Raw genomic sequence first — 19,820 nt, forward strand, 5'->3', positions numbered from 1 at the left:
TTTGCCATAAAACCCTACACAAAACGCTGCATTCTGGAGAAAGACATGCAAAACAATACCCTGTGGTTTAATGGCCTATCCATGGAAGATGTTGATAAGGTTGGTGGCAAGAACGCTTCGTTAGGTGAGATGGTGTCTAACCTATCTAAAGCCGGAGTTTCTGTACCGAATGGTTTCGCTACCACCTCATATGCCTTTAACCAATTCCTTGACCATGACGGTCTTGATGATCGTATTCACCAACTCCTTGATGAACTCGACGTTAGTGACGTTGACGCACTGCGTAAAACTGGTGCTCAAATTCGCCAATGGGTGTTAGATGCCCCTTTCCCAGCTGATCTTGAAAAAGACATTCGTGATAATTATGAGGAGCTGACAGCCGGCAAGCCTGAAATGTCGGTTGCAGTTCGCTCATCAGCAACAGCTGAAGACTTGCCAGATGCTTCATTTGCAGGTCAACAAGAAACCTTCCTTAACGTGAAAGGTATTGATGCAGTGCTTGAAGCCACTAAGCACGTATACGCATCGCTGTTTAACGATCGAGCTATCTCATATCGTGTTCACCAAGGCTTTGACCATCGTGGAATCTCACTGTCTGCAGGTATTCAATGCATGGTGCGTTCGGACAAAGCTTCCTCTGGGGTAATGTTCACTCTAGATACCGAATCAGGTTTCGACCAAGTAGTGTTTATTACTTCATCTTGGGGCCTAGGTGAAATGGTGGTGCAAGGTGCAGTTAACCCTGATGAGTTCTACGTCCACAAGCCAATGCTTGAAGCTGGCCACGAGTCGATCGTCAAGCGAACCTTTGGTTCAAAACAGATCAAGATGATCTACTCTCCAAACCCAGAGATTGGTAAGCAAGTTGAAATCATCGACACTGATGAACAAGAGCGCAACCAGTTCTCACTGAACGATGAAGAAATCAAAGAGCTCGCGAAGCAAGCCATGATCATCGAAAAACACTACCAGCGCCCAATGGACATCGAGTGGGCAAAAGATGGTATTGATGGTCAACTATACATTGTTCAAGCACGTCCAGAGACAGTATGTTCGCAAAGCAATCAAAATGTTATTGAGCGTTATGAGCTAAACAGTAAGGCCGCAGTACTACTTGAAGGCCGTGCGATCGGTCAACGTATCGGTAGCGGTCCAGTTCGCTTAGTTGATTCTTTAGAGCAAATGTCACTGGTTCAAGATGGCGATGTGCTTGTTACAGATATGACTGACCCAGATTGGGAACCTGTGATGAAGAAAGCTTCTGCGATCGTGACTAACCGCGGCGGTCGTACTTGTCACGCAGCAATCATTGCTCGTGAGCTCGGTATTCCAGCTATCGTTGGCTGTGGTAATGCTACTGAGTTGCTGGCCGACGGTTCAACAGTCACTGTCTCTTGTGCGGAAGGCGAAACCGGTTATGTTTACCAAGGTGAACTAGAGTTTGAAGTTAAATCTTCAGCCGTTGATGAATTGCCACTACTTCCAACCAAAGTGATGATGAACGTGGGTAACCCAGATCGTGCTTTCGATTTCGCCCAAATTCCAAACGAAGGTGTGGGTCTAGCGCGTTTAGAATTTATCATCAACAAGATGATCGGCATTCACCCGAAAGCTCTGCTTAACTTTGATGCGCAAAGCGACGAGCTAAAAGCACAAATTCGTCAACGTATTCGTGGTTACAAAGATCCTGTCGACTTCTACGTGAGTAAACTCACTGAAGGGATTGCGACCATCGCCTCTGCTTTCTGGCCAAAACGAGTCATCGTGCGCATGTCTGACTTTAAGTCAAATGAGTACGGTAACTTGATTGGCGGACAAGAGTACGAGCCACATGAAGAGAACCCAATGCTGGGCTTCCGTGGCGCATCTCGTTACATCTCTCCTGACTTTGAAGAGTGTTTTGAGCTTGAGACGCGCGCACTCAAACGCGTTCGTAATGATATGGGTCTTAAGAACGTAGAGATCATGATCCCGTTTGTACGCACCACTGACGAAGCGGCTTCAGTTATCGATCTGCTAGGCAAATTCGATCTACGCCGTGGCGACCAAGGTCTAAAAGTGATCATGATGTGTGAACTGCCTTCCAATGCCATTTTGGCAGAAGAGTTCCTTAAGCACTTTGATGGCTTCTCTATCGGTTCAAACGATATGACTCAGCTGACTCTTGGTCTCGACCGAGATTCGGGTGACGTAGCGTACCTCTTTGATGAGCGCAACCCGGCTGTTAAAGCGATGCTTAAGATGGCAATTGATGCTGCGACCAAAGCTGGTAAATACATCGGTATTTGTGGTCAAGGCCCATCGGATCATGATGACCTTGCACAATGGTTAATGGAACAAGGTATTAACTCTGTCTCATTAAACCCAGACACCGTTATTGATACTTGGTTGAAGCTAAGCAAAGTCAGCCAATAATCACTGCCTATTGGTTTTAATAACCTCCAGCCCCTACTCGATAGGGGCTTTTTTCTCCCCGCAATTCCTCGCCAAACAGAGACCGACGTGATTCCCAGTTATCGCCGCTATAGTGCCTGTCCTTATTAAATAATGGTGTCTGTCCCTATAAAGATTGCGTTATTGTTATAGCAGTAGCTTGGCTTAAAAACGGCTATTTTTCATAGAATTACTTATCCAAACACATTAAATAGAAGTGTTAATCTGATTTTTATTTTAACATTTTTGCAATAAATACAGTTCGCGACAGTTCCTCTTATAAGATGAGAGGAGACACGCAATGCACAACACACCATTATTATTGCTAATTGGAATGGGGACGTTGACCCTATCTGGGCAAGCTTATTCTCAAGATAAGTTCAAAGACTTTACGTTTATTGGCGGCGCGCTCACCGTTGGTGAGAGCGTTTTTTCTGACAAAGGGACACGCGTTGGCGCAGAACCGTATCTATTCCACAATAGTGACTATGGGTTTATCGATGGCAGCTTAGCGAACTATTCGCTGCTTCCTTGGTTTGGTATTTCCGGTAACTTACGACTTTCCGAAGTCTCTGATGACTTTGGTGATATCCCCGATGGTATCGATAATCGCGATAGTAGCGGTGAACTTGGGGTCACCTTTGGTACAGTCGGCGCTCGACTGACCTATCTCCACGATGTCACCAATAAGCACGATGGTTATGAGATTCAACTTCATTTAGGTCGCGCTTTTGATACTCCCATTTCCAACTTAACGCTCTCACCCTATGTCCAAGTCAACTACCGCGACGATAAACTTTCAAACCACCTTTATAGCATTTCTCAAGCAGAGGCGACGGCATCTGGATTGGCCCGTTTCGACGCAGATGAGACTTGGGTTTATCAAGGGGGAATTATTGCGTTATACGATGTGAGCGAGCACTTACTGGCAATATCGAAGTTTGAAATCGAGCATCACGACAGCAACAGCCCATTGATTCAAAATGATCTTGGCTGGAAATTCGGCTTAGGCGTTGCGTATAAATTCTAATACGTGCCCTTAAAAGCCTGAGTGAGTCATGTTACTCAGGCTTAATCTTTAACTTAAGTAAACTCAACCTTCACCCTTTAGCAACCGCTGATAAACAGCATTAGCCACTAATGTATAACAAATTGATTTTATTAAACTATTAACAATAATTTAGGTTAAAACACCTTGCAAACAGAATCGCGTTCTATTATTTTCCGTACGCTATTTTTATCATGGAATTTATTAAAATGATTAAAGCTCTATTTGCAGCAGTGACTCTAGTAACGTTAACGGCCTGTTCAGGTGCGAATGTGACTAGCCAAATTCGAGATTTCGATGCAACAAACTCTGCGAAAATGCTACGTTGCGTTACGGTTGAAACGGGTGACTCTGACACCAATGAAGAGCTGGCGGCTTACGATGGTTGGTCACTTGTCTATGCTTCTGAGTACACAACTGACAACAAATCGACGACAGAGCTAACCATGTGCTTTGAAAAAGCACTTTAAGCGATACCCAATGGCGGAGTCTATCCGCCATTTCTATGCCCCACGCCCTCACCCCGCTAAATAAGATCAATCCCGAACTGCCTCACAACCAAGGCGACAGCAAAAAAACAGATAACTGAGATCAACGCGCAAAACCCTAAGGCTGGCCAAAAGGAAAAGCGACTGAGCAGTATAGGAAAAGCTAAAAACATCGGTAACGTTGGCAAGACATACCAAAAGGTATAGTAAGCGTGATTGGCAAGTTTCTGCTGCCCTTGTCCTTCAATGAACATCCAGATCAAGGCTAAAATCGTCACTGTTGGCAGCGCCGCGATTAACGCCCCCGCTTTATCGCTTCTCTTTGCGACTTCGGAGATCAGTACCACGATTCCTGCCGTCAAAGCGTACTTAGTAATAATCCACAGCATGGCTTTCCCTCAACTGACAATCGTCCCACTCGCTAGCTTAGCGCACTCTCATCTTATCAGCAGCGCTTTCCCTAGCAATTTCGGTAAAGCCATCAGCGAAACCAAACTGTCAAGGTGATAACCCCAACACATAAAATCGTCATATTTCTGCCATACTATGATGTGCATTTACCGCGACCATCAGCGCAAGGTGCCATTGGTCTTGTCTAATTCAACTTTTGAGAGCTTATGATGTCGAATCCCTTATATGTTTTTGATATGGATGACACGCTAATCAATGGCGATTGCGCAATGATTTGGAATCAATTTCTGGTGCAGAAAGGTATGGTCGATTCCGATGACTTTCTTGAACAAGATCGACATATGATGGCCCTTTATGCCGAAGGGAAAATGGATATGGAGAGCTACCTTGAGTTTGCTATGTCTCCATTAGCCAACTTACCGTCAGATCACGTTAACCGTCTTGCGATAGAATGTGTTGAGCAACATGTGCTCCCTCGGCTGTTTTCACGAGCGAAACTTCTGATCGAACAGCTCAATCAACGCAATGTGGATATGCTGATCATCTCTGCAACGGTAAGCTTTATAGTCCACGCTGTAGGGCGGCGCATTGGTATTCCTGAAACGCTCGGCATTGATATGATTGAAGAGAATGGTTGTTATACCGCCAAAATCGACGGTATCCCCAGTTACCGAGAAGGGAAAGTCACCCGATTAAACGCTTGGCTAGCTAACCAATCTCAACACTATAGTGAAATCCATTTCTACACCGACTCCATTAACGACTTACCCCTTTGCGAGCGCGCTGACTTCGTTTACTTAGTCAATCCTTGCAAGCAGTTACGTGCCCTGCCTGACAGAGAAAACTGGCAGAAATTGCAATGGGACTGACCAGTTAGGCTCACAAGGGCGAGTCATCCTCTCAGGTATCAAGTCTACTTTCGAGCCAGTTTTTGGTGCGCGCGAGAAAAATGCCCAGCACAAAACGCACCGACAATTGAAAGTTCTCCCGCCAAACAAAGTGCAGCAGTAACTTCAGCCAACGCTTTCGCTTTACCATTACCGGCCAAACCGAGAATATCAAGACACGCCTTTTGTGTTGGCAATCCTGTGCCTCCACCGACGGTTCCAACCATGATGTTTGGTAATGTCACAGAGGCATACAGCTCGCCTTGTTGCGTCACTTCCATACGCGTGATCCCCACAGCAGACTCCGCCACGCACGCAGCATCTTGCCCGCATGCTATGTAGAGTGCGGTTAAGGCATTGGCATAATGAGCGTTCACACCGATGGAACCACTTAACAACCCACCTGCGGTTGTCATTTTGGCAAAACTTGCCATTTTTTCTGGCGTAGTGTGAAGATACTTCGCGACTAACTCTGCTGAAATCACAACATCGGCAGACACCTTCTTACCACGCACGGAACGCAATGTATAACTGTTGGCTTTTTTATCACCCGAGAGATTGCCATCCAAAAACGCTTCTTCCGGTTTGATTGGGCTCATCTCAAGGATGTAAGAAAACACATGTTCGGTCGCTATCGTCACCATGTTCTGCCCTGAGGCGTCTCCGGTTAAAAACTCGAAGACCAGATACACATGATTACCTTCAATGTTGACGTTAATGTCTTTCAGTTTTCCATGGCGCGTTGTCTCTGCAGCCAATTGACGAAACACTTCGTATTGCGTGACAACCCATGAAACAAACTGTGCCGATTCTACCAAGCTAGCGAACGCAAAGACCGGAGTACGACTGACTGCCTCATTGAGCAACATCGCGCTGGCGCCGCCCGCCGCAGTGATAAGGTTAGCACCGCGATTGTATGAAGCGACTAACGCAGCTTCTGTCGTCGCCAGTGGGATCAAGTAGTCATCATTAGCAAACAAACCATTGATACGCAGGGGCCCTGCCACCCCAACCGGGACGTTTACAGTTCCAATAAAGTGCTCAATATTGTTGGCATATTGGTGACAATGCGTTTGAGTAAAACTGTCGAGCAATAAGTCTTGCTCAGTAAGAGAGTCTAAAACCTGCCAACGCCGTCTTAGATGTTTATCTGTTAACCCTGCACTCATGCAGATGCGCTTGTTCGGCTTAGTAAACTTAGGCTCGAGCACAGACCATGATTTGAGTTTCATTTGCGCGTCAGAAAACACGCTGTCATTTTTCGCGTTATTTAGGTTTAAATTCAATTTAGGCATACAAACGGTTCTATTGCGCTTCACACTCAACTTTGGTGAAGCAACTTATTCTGAGATCTATCTGGTCGTAGACACGATCAACGCATCTTCAATGTTGTTATATCTGGCATTGTAACTAAGATAATTCACTAAGTGGTCAGAACAACTTCAACAAACCTGCCAACAAAGGATAAATATTGAGAAGCCCTGAAATTAACCACGAATAATCAAGCAATTAGACAAGACATCACACAAGACTGACCAATGGATAAATGTGTTACAAATCTTTGTTAACTGGGATGAGAAAACCAAATAACGATAAAATGAGCAGCATAATCCACTTGATCCAAAGCACCTCTGCGTGATACACCCTCGCTCGGTATAGTCAGAGATAAGAAAAAGATATGGCAGTTTTAGAAATTCTAACCGCTCCGGATCCACGTTTAAAAATTAATGCAGAGAAAGTCGAGGACTTCGATTCTGTGCAAACACTGATCGACGATATGCTCGACACTCTTTATGCAACCGACAACGGTATTGGACTGGCGTCAACTCAAGTAGGACATAAAGAAGCAATCGTGGTGATCGATCTTTCCGAAGAGCGCAACGACCCGCTCGTTCTAGTTAACCCGGTAGTAGAAGGTGGCAGTAACAAAGCCATGGGGCAAGAGGGGTGTCTCTCTGTGCCTGATTATTATGCCGACGTTGAACGCTACACGTCTGTTGTTGTTTCAGCACAAGATCGTCACGGTAATCCACTCAGAATTGAGACTGACGAGTTCCTAGCGATTGTAATGCAGCATGAGATAGACCACCTATCTGGCAATCTATTTATTGACTACTTATCGCCGCTAAAACGTCAAATGGCGATGAAAAAAGTAAAGAAACACTTGAAAGCTCAGGCTTAAGCTAAACAGAGAACCCTCTTAAGCCACCGTATTTGCATACCGTGAGAAAGAGGGTTTCTATTGTTCGTTTAATGGTTAGAAGCGGACTCAAACGCTTCATTGACGAAACTAAACATCTTCTTTCTCGCCAATTTCGCCTCTGGAATCTGGAACGAGAATGACTGGAACACGTGCCACATACCTTCATACATATCAAGCTTTGCGTTCCCGCCATTGGAGTCTATGGCTTGATAAAGACGCACTGCATTACTAACAAATAACTCCTTCGTACCCACTTGAATCAGTGTTGGAGGGAATGGCTTGGTAAAGTCGCCATAAACCGGAGAGACATAGGGATGTTTTTGCTCGCTAACCGGAGCATAAGCATCGGCACTTGGCTTTAATAGTCGGTCGTAGCGATACAAGGGTTCTGCCTCTGCCAATGTGTGGTAAGTATCACCTGTTTCTGTAATGTCAGACCAAGGTGACCACAGAACAACCGCTGCAGGCAAATCCATGCCTTTATCACGCATTTTCAACAGTGTCCCAGCGGCGAGTCCACCGCCCGCAGAATCTCCATAAATCGCAATATCATTCATCGCGTAACCGCTGTCGACTAAACCACTAAGAACACTGATCACCTGGTCGGTAATCTCTTGATATTGAGCATGTGGCGCCAAAGTATAATCAACCGAAATCACGCGCATACCACTTTCCGCCGCAACAGGAACAACGCTAGGTAGTGTTGATGCTGCGCTATAGCCCACATACGCACCACCATGGGTATAAACTAACACCTTACCATTGTCCTTCCAGTTTACCGGCCTAACGTCAAGTACTGGTACGTGGTTGATCACCGCTTCTTGAATATTGGTTTGATAGCTCGCTTTTGCAAAGTCATTAAGAGGCTTTACGTCAAGATCTGATTTTGCTTGATAGTCGCGCCATTGCTGCTTTGTCATCGCAGGTGGAATCGCAGTTTCTTTCATTTGTGGCGGGAAAAACGCGGTGAAAAATTCTTGGCCTTCCTGCGAAATGGTTGTTGGCACATGGAAATGGTTAGCCAAGCTAACCATTGAGCAAGAAGATAGTACTAACGCTGCTAAAATTCGTTTCATCTTTAATCCTGTCGTTTTTTATTACTGTTAAGTTACTGAGTACTGCCCAGCATCACCGCGAGAATCATTAGTGAACACAAAATATACCAAATGAATCACACGGCATCAATTTTAATACCAAAAAATGAAATTTACATGCGTTAAACATCTTATTTGAAACCAGAAAGATGAAGTAACGACATATGTGGCAAAATAAATCACGGGAACGACAAAGTAGTATCGATTTGCCCCCCACCTTCTCAATAGGAGTCTCGACTTGTTAACCCAAAGAGTTTCGGGATCTCGCCAGCATTTACGTTCAGAAAATCCTTATAGCCCTTTGCACAGGCCACCGCTGTCGGCAACATAGCCCGTGTAGTCTTGGAGTATTATTAAGGAGACCATGTGATAGGCGACGACGATTTCAAAATATGCGACCGTAAGCTACGCTACAAAAAAGATGAGTATCCGCTGGCAAGTATCAAAAGCGCACGTGTAAAAACCAACGCGCTCCAAGATCACATACTAAGAATCACCTGCATCGGTTTGGTTGTCTCAAGTGTGGTGTTGATGATTTGCCCCGAGTCGCTTGGGCTGTTCACCGCCCCCTTCGCGTTCTCTCTCGGTATTTTGTCTGCTCTTGCATCTGTCCGAAAATACGAGTTGCAGATCGAGTTTCAGCATAGCGACGAAACTGGACTACAGTGGGTATCTGTCGCCAAAAGTAATCAGCCAAAAGTTAAACATCTATTTGAACATCAAGCAGTATCAATACTTGCTCGCATTTGACACCTTCCTTACGAACAACGGATTGTTCAGGAAGTTAACCATCTAATTTTAATCGTTAAATTTAGAACTAAGTCATAAGAAATACACATTCAATCGGCGTATATTGGGGCAAGAAGTAGGAGGATTGCCCTATGAGCTCATTACTAAATGAATATCGGCTCCATCAACTTACAGATAAAGAGATCGATGAGTATCACTTACAGTCCGATAAGTTAAAACAAGAACTTGGTTATCAATTGGAAGCGTTTTGCCGCTCGATTAATATTGAAGCCAACATCAACCGAGTCACGCAAGAGTTTGAACACGCTTGTCACGCATACAGCGAGCAGCCAATCACCATCGCAGCAGACGCCCCACTGCTAAACATGACGATAAAAATCGCCGCAACCCAGCATCTTAAAACCGAGTTGTCATTGGCGGTTGAGAGCTTTCTCAAACACCTCGCACACGATATCGTTAACGACAGTATCAAACTCCCGCGCAATAGCCGAATATTTCGCGGCTCTTTAACCTCAGTGTGCAGAAAGATGATATTGTTCTACAGCCGACCAGATGTCAGTTTGCGTGACATCGAACACTTCAATATCGAGCATACTTTCAGTTGCAGTATCCGTGAGCTAAGTTTTGATAATCTTCTCTCCCAGACAATGAGCTACTATCGCGATAATTACCATCGCTATAGATTGTGGGATGCCCATGCGATTAGTTTGCTCGCATTGTTTCTATTTGAATCAAGAGAGTATTTTCAACCACTTGAACACCAAACTAACCTTAGTTACTTACTGGCTGATAACACCCCTGTTCCAATTGTCCGCTTTAAACAACTGTGCATTGCCTATTGGAACGAGAACGGCGAAAACCCTTTCGTCAGTCACTATACCGAGCAAGCCTTCCCAGATAAAAATGGGATAATTTTTGCTGAGTATGTTCCACTTGAACATATCAGCGAGCAATGTTGGCAACAACTCTATGCCCTCTATCTCGATCGCTGCAAATAGATGAATAATCGAAGTTTTTGCCAACATTTATAACGTTAGAACTAAAAAAGCCAGTCCTTATGGACTGGCTTGATAGTGAAACTAACTCGCTCATCTTAGTGAATAAAGGCAATAAAACCTTGTAGGATCACTAAGTTGACGATATCAATGAAGAATGCACCCACAATTGGTACCACCATGAAAGCTTGTGGCGATGGTCCATGACGGTTAACAATTGACCCCATGTTCATCACTGCCGTAGGTGTAGCCCCCAAACCAAAACCACAATGACCACTTGCCATCACGGCTGCGTCGTAGTTGCGTCCCATTAGCGTAAAAGTCACAAAGTATGAGAAAACCGCTAAAATGAAAGACTGAATCATCAAGATGATTAGGAATGGGATCGCTAAATCAAAAATGTTCCACAGCTTCAAGCTCATTAAAGCCATCGCTAAAAACAGAGATAGCGACACTGTACCAAGAACATCGACCGTATCAATGTCCAACTTACGCACTTTAGTGACTTCAAGAATGTTGGTGATAACCACACCAATAAACAGTGCGTAGACAAAGTCTGGGATCATCAACCATTTCACACCTAATGAGCTCACTAAGCCTTCGAGGTAGTCTGCACCCGTCACACACAACATAATGAGTGCCAAGCCTTCGATGACCTTTTTCGCCGTTACACGATCTTCTTCATCTTCGTTGTAGCTGACTAACTCAGGAAACTCTTTATGGCTTTGGCTAGTGCGTCCGTAAAAAGAGACCAGCTTACGCTTTTCAATTAATCGCTGCGCAACTGGGCTGCCAATAATACCACCAGCAATAAGGCCAAAGGTGGCAGAAGCCATCGCAATCTCTAGTACGTTATCCAATCCATACACATCTTGGAAAGTTTGCGACCATGCCGCACCCGTACCATGACCACCAGACAGAGTGATGGATCCTGCAATCAAGCCCATTAGAGGGTCTAACCCTAACATCGTCGCTAAGGATACGCCTACGGCATTCTGGATAAGAATATAAACCGACGCAATCGCTAAGAAAATGAAGACCTTCGCCCCCCCTTTGACAAGTTGGGTGTAGTTTGCTGCCAAACCTACCGTCGCGAAGAACATCAACATAAATGTGTTTTGTAATGGCAAATCAAAAATTAGCTCAATGCCATTGAAATGCATGATCGTAATACAGAAAGCGACAATTAAGCCGCCAACAATCGGCTCAGGAATATTGAATTTCTTTAATAGAGGTAATTTCGAATTGATAAATTGACCTAAAAACAATACGCAGATCGCGACTAAAAATGACTCCTGTGGGCCAACAGATATAACCTGACTCATAAATCCTCTTATTCCTTTCTCACTGTCAGAACTTCGAACTCAAACTGTGAGTTGTATCTCTAAACATCAGGTTGCCTGTTATGAAGTTACATTACCAGACTAAGCTTAAGCCACATTCTCAATAAATAAGAATTTAGAAGGTATTAACAGGTTTTTATTTTCATATAACGAGAAAACATAATAAAAACTCATACTTGACAAGCAAACAATTAACTGAAAATAACGTGATCGGTGTGGCGATTATTTGTCCAACTGGCATTTTTTACTTCGTAAAACTCGGTAAAAATTATAAAAATTTCGCATCAAACTGGGGGAAAAATAGCGTTTTGAAAATGATTTACACAAACAAAAAGGTCAAACTGGATACCAGCTTGACCTTTCGTTTAGAACTCTAACATTAATGTCAGTTTAGCGACGCTTAAAACGATTTCGCGATGAGCGCGCTTTAAATGCGGATGCCGCTTTGGCTTGAGAAAGTTGGATGGACTCGACCGTCAATTCCATCGGCTCACGAGGCTTTAAGCCATGTGGGAAAGTTCGCGCTCGTGGCGGTAAATTATACTCGTACTCCGATGCTTTCGGCATGCGCTTAAAACGATACAGATAGAAGTTTTCTACCCTTTCTCTCGCCCACTCGGTTTTCTTAAGATATTTAACACTGCTCGCCACACTTGGTTTGGTGTTAAAGCAGTTCATACGCATTGCTGCATCAAGAATTTCCCAACCGTAATGGTCAACCAATTGCTGGATCATATCCTCAATCTTTAGACCATGTAACGGATTGTTCTTTTGCAGTTCAATTCTAAGCTCATCTGACATAATTGGATCTGTCATAAACTTTCCTTCTTATTGAGTGACCGGACTTGATACCAATCACCCTAAATCTATCTCAGTTAGCCGCAGATTAATGCGACCACATACTTAAGCTGCACTCAGCACTTTTTGCTGATGATCCATGTACTCGTTAAAAGTGCCATGGAAACTAACGAGCTGATTGTCTTTCACGTCAATAATCGAGGTCGCTAGCGATGACACAAACTCTCGGTCATGACTCACAAAGATCAAGGTACCTTGATAGTTTTTCAAAGCACTGTTCAAAGCTTCAATCGCCTCCATATCCATGTGGTTCGTCGGCTCATCCATAATCAGCACATTGATGTCTTGCATCATCAACTTACCAAACAATAGGCGGTTTTTCTCCCCACCTGAGCAGTTTTTAGCTTTCTTGTTTGCATCGTCTGCGGTGAAAAGTAGTCGCCCTAGTATTGCACGCACCATCAGATCATTGTGTTTTACTGTTCGCCACTGTGAAATCCACTCAAAGATGGTTAAATCGTTGTCGAAATCTGCGCTGCTATCTTGAGGACAGTAACCAATGGAGGCGTTTTCCGACCACTTCACCACGCCTTGTGTTTGGGCTAACTCACCAACCAAACAACGTAATAAAGTTGTTTTACCGACCCCGTTTTCGCCGATAATGGCTAAACGCGTTCCAGCCTCTAACAACAAATTACCACCAGAGAACAGAGTATTATCTTCAAAACCATGACCAAGTTCTTGTAGCTCTAGCGCCAATCGGTGTAATTTTTTGCCTTCGCCAAAATCAATCGAAGGGCTAATTCGACTACTCGCTTTCACTTCATCAAGCTGGATTTTATCCATACGCTTAGCGCGTGAGCTTGCCAGTTTTGCTTTTGATGCGTTGGCACCAAAACGGTTTACGAACTCTTGCAGCTCACTGATTTCTGCGGCTTTCTTCGCGTTTGAAGCAAGTAGTTGCTCACGACGTAGCCCAGACGCTTCCAAGAAATACTCATAGTTACCCGGATAAATGCGCAACTCACCGTAGTCAATATCCGCCATATGAGTGCACACCGAGTTAAGAAAGTGACGGTCATGGGAGATAATGATCATCGTGCACTTACGTTGGTTAAGCTCTTCTGCCAGCCAGTTGATAGTGTGGATGTCCAAGTTGTTGGTCGGTTCATCGAGTAGCAAGATATCAGGGTTAGCAAACAGCGCTTGAGCCAATAGTACGCGGAGTTTCCAGCCAGGTGCCACTTGCTGCATCAAACCGTAATGGAGTGCTTCTTCGATACCCGCCTGCAGTAGGATATCGCCTGCGCGAGCTTCTGCGGTATAGCCATCCATCTCAGCAAATTCGCTTTCAAGTTCCGCTACTTTCATGCCATCTTCTTCGCTCATTTCTGGCAAAGAATAGATACGATCACGCTCTTGTTTTACTTCCCACAGTTTGCGGTCACCCATAATCACCGCATCAATCACGCTGTACTGTTCAAACGCAAACTGATCTTGACTCAAAACGCCCAGTTTTAGTCCTGGTGTAATCGAAACGTTTCCTGAGCTTGGCATCAACGCGCCACTTAGGATCTTCATAAACGTCGACTTACCGCAACCATTGGCGCCAATCAGACCATAGCGGTTGCCATTACCGAATTTTGCCGAAATATTTTCAAATAGCGGCTCAGCACCAAACTGCATGGTGATGTTATTTGTACTAATCAAAACAGTATCCTCAGAATAAATTTTCTTTTAATAACAAAATCTTAATTCACTCTTGAGATACTGTTTTAAAAGGTCAAATTGCGTGGGAGCGCTATTCTATATTTAAAGGTGATAGAGATCACTAAAAAGCACAGAAAGATAATCAGCAAGGCAATAGCGCAATATTGTTCAATAACACCTCTAACGTTTGACTTACGCTTTTTCCAAACAAGGAGAGAGCATGACTGTAAGTTTACTATTCGCCATGATGATATTTGCTATTGTTGGCGCAACGACCCCAGGGCCTGTCAACCTTATCGCGACCAGCACAGCTGTCCATCAAGGAATGAGAGCTTCATTGAAATTCGTATTAGGCGCATCTTTGGCATACGCGCTCGTGGTTTTTCTTTCTGGTCTCCTTATGCAAAACATCATGACCACATTGCCCAAGATCGAAATCGCAATGCAAGTCGCAGGTAGCTTTTTGATTCTATACTTAGCCTTCAAAATACTGACCGCGCCAATCTCCCCTATAAACGCGCAAATCAACACAATGGCGAGCTTTTGGACAGGAGTCATTACTCAGCTCATCAATCCCAAAGCATGGTTGGTCGCACTTTCGGGCATCAGTTTGTATGTAATAGGTTACCAGAACCAAGCTTGGCTTCTAACCTCATTCACCGCAATCTCTCTGATATCGTGCTTGCTCGGAGTAGGTACTTGGGCAGTGTTAGGCCATCTGCTGACAAGTTACTTGCAAAATTCGACGAATCAATTGCAATTTAATAGAGTAATGGCTGGCCTGTTAGCAATCTCGGTTTGCATGATTTGGCTATAGCTTTTAGGGAAAAGAGCAGAAAGAGTCGATAGGAAAGATGAAACCAGATAATACCGTCACCTTTAAACAAAGTACATTACTACCTTGGGTCGAACTGAGGATCGCAGATAACAGTCACGCGTGTTATGACGCACACTCACATGATGAGTTCTCTTTTGGCATCATAGACAGTGGTCAGGCTTGCTACACGAATCAAAAACGTTCAAACCAAATCTCCCAAGGAGACATTGTTACGATCAATCCTGGTGATATACATGCGTGTAATCCAGAGCGGCGGCTGAATCAGGCCGCGGCTTGGTCCTATCGAATGTTGTTCGTCGACAGCCGAGAAATGGCAAAATATCAACGTGAAGTCTCATCGAAGCATGCCTTTGATTACACGCCGTTTGATTCAGACTATCAGCGTTCTACGCGTATGACCCAACAATTTGAAGCTCTGTTCCACTGCCTATCATTCGAAAATTGTCCTTTAGCCGCACAGACTCAGTTTCTCCAATTTGTGGCACTATGCTTTGCTCAGTCATCCAATCATTCCCCCTCTCAGGCTTCTCCCAATTTAAAGAGAGTTCGTGAGATGTTGCTTGATGACATAGCAACATCTCATCAACTAGAACATCTCGCTGAAGAAGTTGGACTAAGCCGTTACCAATTAGTACGTAACTTTAAGCAACAATATGGCTTACCACCACATGCCTATTTAATTAACGAGAAAATAAAACGCGCTAAAAACCTACTTAAAACTGGCAATACAATTTCAGAAGTCGCTCATCAACTAGGGTTTGCAGATCAGGCTCATTTCCAACGCCAGTTTAAACGCAAGCTTTCCGTCACACCGAAATATTATCAATCACACTTTATTGATTAAGCCCAAATTGAACTAGCAAAGCTCACTCGTAGGGTGCCAACTTGCCTCATTTGACAACACTGGTTTCGCCGACGTCCACTTGTCTATAACTAGAGAAGCAATCAAGTCCCCCTCCACATTCACCGCAGTACGGAAAGTATCTAAAGGCCGCTCAATGATCAGTAAGATAGCTATCGCTTCAAGTGGAATGCCGGCGGCCAACAACACCATTTGCATCCCAGACATTGAACCAGAAGGCATCCCTGGAGCACCAATTGAAGAGACCATCGCCATAATAAAGATCATCACCAAACCAGAAGTCGTGAGATCGACGCCAAACAACTGAGCAAGAAATATTGCCGCAACGCCTTCAAACAGTGCCGTACCATCCATATTCATCACCGCGCCAAGTGGTAAAACCATACTACTGGAACTTTGCGAAACACCGAGTTCATTCTGTGCGGTTTGCATCGATAATGGCAGTGTTGCTGAACTCGATGAGGTAGCTAATGCCATCGCCATTGGTGCCGATAGTGCTTTAAACAAACGACGCATGCTGATGCCTGTTGCAAACTTAGCAATACTTGGCAGCACGACTGCACCATGAATAAGGGTAAGCACAAAAACCAACAGCGCAAACATAAAAAGTTGTCTAAATAAGTTGTCATTGCCTGCTAGCGAGAACTCAAACACAATCGAGAACACCGCTAACGGTGCTAAACGAATAATCGCACTGACCGCCTTGTTCACCCCGCTATTTAGCCCTGATAGAACCTCAAATAGAGGGTGCTTTTCTGGCAAAGCTGACAGCAATGCCACGCCAAGCATGATCGAAAACACCACGATGGCAAGCAGGTTGCCTTGTGCCAACGCCGCCACTGGGTTGACTAACGCCATTTCCAATAACTTACTGGCGATTGCGCCACCACCGGTTGCGTCAGAGCTGATCAATTTAACCCCTTCCGCCACTTCTACCGGCGCAGATAAAGGCTGCCACGCTGGCATCATTAAAGCGGCGCCTAAACCCAAGCTAATCGCTAACACACTGGTGAAGCTGTAGAAGGTAATAGTGGTATAACCAATTTTCTTTAGTCGCATAGTGGAACCAATGCTGGTTATCCCTTGCAATAGAGACAACATCACCACAATGCCCACCACCATTTTCAGCAATCCGAGATAGAGGGTTTTACCCAAGGTGATAAATTGAAACCAAGCTTGATCGGCAACAACCGTTCCATCGGCAACTAAGCTCGATGCAGCCCAAGCAGTCAGCGCTGCAAATACCAACTGAAGAGGCAATGACGTACGTAATTTATTCCACATATTTGGCTTCCAAAATAGTGTTGTTTAATTCTTACCAATAAAAAGCAGAAAATAGAAAGCAGAGAAGTGCATCAGCACTTCTCTTTGCTGTGATAAAACCAGAGTCGACAATAACTAAGAGATATTGTGCTTATAGAATGGATTGAGCGATCCTTTCACACGCTTAAGTAGCACTAACGCCGTCACTCGCCCCCAACCAAACAGAATTCGTTGGTGTAGCCTAAAAATAGTGTCGTAGAGGTTACGAACCAAGCGACCGCGAAGAATCAGTTTGTCATTAAGCAGCGCACCGACGGCATAGTCATGACCAACTGCAATCACCATACCCCCATCATGAAACACAAATGGCTTCATCACTTTACCTTTTAACAAGCGCTTAAGCTGCGTTGCAAGATGCCCTGCTGCTTGATTGGCTGCTTGTGCGCGCGGTGGAACAAAGCTGCCATCCGCTTGCGGACACTCAGCGCTGTCACCAATGACAAACACTGAATCATCAATCGTTGTACGCAAAGTCGCATCAACTTTTAACTGATTAAGATGATTGGTTTCTAAACCATCAAGCTGACTTAGCCAAGGTGCACATTTTATTCCGGCAGCCCATAATTGCAGGTCCGCAGCGATAACCTCACCGTCCGTTGTTACCAAATGACCTTGCTCAGCACGGTTAATACGTACATTAGTACGCACATTAACACCAAGCTTAGTTAGCGCTTTAAACACCTTCTCAGACATGCACTCAGGGCCAGCGGGTAATACGCGTTCAGCGGCTTCAATCAGAGTGATATTAAGTTTGTTGTTTTGGCGATAGCGCTCAACTTTGGCACTCACCTTGGCAAGCTCTGCGGCTAACTCAACACCTGTCGCACCAGCGCCAACAATCGATATGTTTTGCTGACCATTTTGTTTAAGTAACGGGTTAATCTGTTCCCAAGTTTGTTTTGCTTCTAATGCTGAATCTAAAAACAAGCAGTGCTCGCTGACGCCTTGGGTTTTAAAGTCATTGCTCACTGCACCGACTGCGATAACCAGATAATCGTAGTTTAGGTTAGAGATCTCACCATCGGCATTACGAATTTGAATGATTTTCTCTTGGCGATTTATTGACGTCATCGCCGCTTGCACATACTCATATTGGTTGCAATACGAATGCTGCAAGTAGCTTACGGCATCAAGTTCATCGTCAAACGTACCCGCCGCAATTTCATGTAAACGCGGTTTCCAGTAATGGTGACTAGCAGGTTCAACCAATACCACTTGGTGCTGGTTGCGACGCGCAAAACTCTTTCCAAGACGGGTCACTAACTCAAGACCTGCCGCACCGCCTCCGACAACAACGATTTTTGACATCCCACTCTCCCCCATTCTGTATCCAAGGATAAAACGTCAAGCGCTGACGGCTCTTAAAAACATCTAAGATGGCGTCAGCACAAATTTGAATGGGGGCATTATATTGATGACACTAAAAATGATAATCAGCACAAATTACAAATAACTATTACGTATTTGTAATAATCAACAGACGTCAAATGTGGTTAATTCTCAGACATAAAGAATTACCACTGTGCCCAATTGATTTTAGTTGCCTATTTGACCGAATATCGCCAAAGTAGCGCCAAGCATTCCTATTCAACCCATTTTCACCATGCTGAATAAATATAATCACGTGATGTCAGAGCAAAGCAAAGGCGTCTCAGCATCTATTCTGTGTTCACTGCTATTTGCGTTAATACCAGCTTACGTTCAATTACAACCCGATATGGCTCCTAGCTTAATCGCAGGAGGAGACAGTCATTGGCTCGCGGTACAACGAATTTTCTGGAGTACACTCTTGTTTGGCTCGTTGCTGTTGGTCACCCAACGAATGCCATTATTAATACAAGCATTAAAAGAGACCCACATGTGGCCCAAGTATCTGATTTCAGCCATACTTGTTGCTCCGCAATACTGGTTATTTGTTTGGGCTCCCGCCAATGGCGAGACACTCAACCTCGCATTGGGGTATTTTACGCTACCAATCGTGATGGTTTTGGTTGGTCGATTCGTCTATAAAGAAAGCCTGACACGTCTACAAAAAATCGCGTGCCTATTTGCATTACTTGGTACGCTTTGGGCTTACGCGCTTTCTTCTGGGGTTTCATGGGTGGTATTGATGGTCGCCTTAGGTTACCCGTTCTATTTTATCAACCGTAAAGCTATCCCATTATCCGCTGACGTGGGATTGGCTGTGGATCATATTATCCTGCTGCCATTTGCCATTGTAGCCATGTTCTTCCTTTATCCTGCGGACTACTTCTTGCACTTGCCAGTTAGTACTTACTTTTACTATGTCGGTCTAGCTGTCGTTGCTGTCACACCGATGCTGCTCTATCTCTATGCTTATTCGAAGCTAACGGTGTCACTATTTGGCTTGCTTGGCTATGTCGAACCAACCTTTATTTTTATCGTAGGTTTACTTATCGGCGACACCATTGCCCTCAATGAAATGCCGACTTACCTGTTTATTATCCTTGCCTTAATTGCGTTGATTGCCGACGGTTATAGGCGGATGAAAAGTAGTCGCGCATTATAATATTCGCAACCGCCCCTCTCTTTCGAGAGAGGGGAATCCACCCCACGCTCGAAAAAGATAACTCCGACGAAAAGATGGACTGATTTAGCCTCCCCAACCGTAAACTG

The 19,820-nt window shown here is 44.5% G+C and carries 18 protein-coding genes; 10 read left to right on the top strand and 8 right to left on the bottom strand.

Translation table 11 applies throughout. The features are described 5' to 3' along the window. Nucleotides 1–45 precede the first annotated feature (45 nt). The 3 genes from ppsA to GZK95_RS20860 all read left to right on the top strand — a co-directional run bounded on the left by ppsA (nt 46) and on the right by GZK95_RS20860 (nt 3,951). Nucleotides 46–2,415 (top strand): phosphoenolpyruvate synthase, encoded by a 2,370-nt coding sequence (gene ppsA, locus GZK95_RS20850; RefSeq protein ID WP_075715274.1) that lies wholly within the window; start codon nt 46–48, stop codon nt 2,413–2,415. Nucleotides 2,416–2,734: 319 nt separating this feature from the next. Beyond that, nucleotides 2,735–3,463: a MipA/OmpV family protein gene (locus tag GZK95_RS20855; protein WP_075715273.1), complete on the top strand. Its 729-nt coding sequence runs from the start codon at nt 2,735–2,737 to the stop codon at nt 3,461–3,463. Nucleotides 3,464–3,690: 227 nt separating this feature from the next. Next, a complete protein-coding gene (locus GZK95_RS20860) occupies nt 3,691–3,951 on the top strand; it encodes a hypothetical protein (protein WP_075705508.1) in 261 nt (86 codons plus the stop codon). A gap of 56 nt (nt 3,952–4,007) precedes the next feature. On the opposite strand, the gene GZK95_RS20865 is transcribed toward GZK95_RS20860, so the two are convergent. Continuing rightward, a complete protein-coding gene (locus GZK95_RS20865; protein ID WP_075713229.1) occupies nt 4,008–4,358 on the bottom strand; it encodes a DUF3147 family protein in 351 nt (116 codons plus the stop codon). A 231-nt stretch (nt 4,359–4,589) separates the two neighbouring features. On the opposite strand from GZK95_RS20865, the gene GZK95_RS20870 reads away from it, so the two are divergent. Then, entirely contained in the window at nt 4,590–5,249 is a 660-nt protein-coding gene (locus tag GZK95_RS20870; RefSeq protein ID WP_075713231.1) for an HAD family hydrolase, read from the top strand. A 44-nt stretch (nt 5,250–5,293) separates the two neighbouring features. Here GZK95_RS20870 and GZK95_RS20875 read toward each other — a convergent pair whose 3' ends face one another. Then, a complete protein-coding gene (locus tag GZK95_RS20875; RefSeq protein ID WP_075713227.1) occupies nt 5,294–6,562 on the bottom strand; it encodes a hydroxymethylglutaryl-CoA reductase in 1,269 nt (422 codons plus the stop codon). A 383-nt stretch (nt 6,563–6,945) separates the two neighbouring features. On the opposite strand from GZK95_RS20875, the gene def reads away from it, so the two are divergent. Next, nucleotides 6,946–7,449 carry a peptide deformylase gene (gene def / locus GZK95_RS20880; protein ID WP_075713225.1) on the top strand — a complete coding sequence of 168 codons (504 nt, stop codon included), beginning with the start codon at nt 6,946–6,948 and terminating at the stop codon, nt 7,447–7,449. Nucleotides 7,450–7,517: 68 nt separating this feature from the next. On the opposite strand, the gene GZK95_RS20885 is transcribed toward def, so the two are convergent. Next, entirely contained in the window at nt 7,518–8,546 is a 1,029-nt protein-coding gene (locus tag GZK95_RS20885) for an alpha/beta hydrolase (protein WP_075713223.1), read from the bottom strand. A gap of 384 nt (nt 8,547–8,930) precedes the next feature. Here GZK95_RS20885 and GZK95_RS20890 point away from each other — a divergent pair, with 384 nt between their 5' ends. Next, a complete protein-coding gene (locus GZK95_RS20890) occupies nt 8,931–9,314 on the top strand; it encodes a hypothetical protein (RefSeq protein WP_075705515.1) in 384 nt (127 codons plus the stop codon). Between the two features lie 131 nt (nt 9,315–9,445). Continuing rightward, nucleotides 9,446–10,312, top strand: coding sequence for a hypothetical protein (locus tag GZK95_RS20895; RefSeq protein ID WP_075713221.1), 867 nt, complete (start codon nt 9,446–9,448; stop codon nt 10,310–10,312). 95 nt (nt 10,313–10,407) lie between these two features. Here GZK95_RS20895 and gltS read toward each other — a convergent pair whose 3' ends face one another. From gltS to GZK95_RS20910, 3 genes are all read right to left on the bottom strand, one after another. Then, complete coding sequence (gltS, locus tag GZK95_RS20900; RefSeq protein ID WP_075705519.1) at nt 10,408–11,634, bottom strand: sodium/glutamate symporter; 1,227 nt, start codon at nt 11,632–11,634, stop codon at nt 10,408–10,410. Between the two features lie 408 nt (nt 11,635–12,042). After that, nucleotides 12,043–12,453, bottom strand: coding sequence for a VF530 family protein (locus GZK95_RS20905; RefSeq protein WP_139312600.1), 411 nt, complete (start codon nt 12,451–12,453; stop codon nt 12,043–12,045). A gap of 102 nt (nt 12,454–12,555) precedes the next feature. Next, nucleotides 12,556–14,160 (bottom strand): ABC-F family ATPase, encoded by a 1,605-nt coding sequence (locus GZK95_RS20910; RefSeq protein ID WP_075705525.1) that lies wholly within the window; start codon nt 14,158–14,160, stop codon nt 12,556–12,558. Between the two features lie 220 nt (nt 14,161–14,380). Between GZK95_RS20910 and GZK95_RS20915 the strand changes: the two genes are divergently transcribed. Together GZK95_RS20915 and GZK95_RS20920 are read left to right on the top strand one after the other, a co-directional pair. Then, nucleotides 14,381–14,977, top strand: a complete 597-nt coding sequence (locus tag GZK95_RS20915; protein ID WP_075714510.1) for a LysE family translocator — start codon at nt 14,381–14,383, stop codon at nt 14,975–14,977. Between the two features lie 37 nt (nt 14,978–15,014). Further along, nucleotides 15,015–15,842: an AraC family transcriptional regulator gene (locus GZK95_RS20920; protein WP_075714508.1), complete on the top strand. Its 828-nt coding sequence runs from the start codon at nt 15,015–15,017 to the stop codon at nt 15,840–15,842. A gap of 12 nt (nt 15,843–15,854) precedes the next feature. Here the strand turns inward: GZK95_RS20920 and GZK95_RS20925 are convergent, their stop codons facing one another. Then, entirely contained in the window at nt 15,855–17,144 is a 1,290-nt protein-coding gene (locus GZK95_RS20925) for a dicarboxylate/amino acid:cation symporter (protein ID WP_075714506.1), read from the bottom strand. 114 nt (nt 17,145–17,258) lie between these two features. Continuing rightward, complete coding sequence (locus tag GZK95_RS20930; RefSeq protein WP_075714504.1) at nt 17,259–18,491, bottom strand: NAD(P)/FAD-dependent oxidoreductase; 1,233 nt, start codon at nt 18,489–18,491, stop codon at nt 17,259–17,261. A 295-nt stretch (nt 18,492–18,786) separates the two neighbouring features. On the opposite strand from GZK95_RS20930, the gene rarD reads away from it, so the two are divergent. After that, a complete protein-coding gene (rarD, locus tag GZK95_RS20935; RefSeq protein WP_075714502.1) occupies nt 18,787–19,713 on the top strand; it encodes an EamA family transporter RarD in 927 nt (308 codons plus the stop codon). Nucleotides 19,714–19,820 lie beyond the last annotated feature (107 nt).

The organism is Vibrio panuliri, assembly GCF_009938205.1.
Lineage (GTDB): Bacteria > Pseudomonadota > Gammaproteobacteria > Enterobacterales > Vibrionaceae > Vibrio > Vibrio panuliri.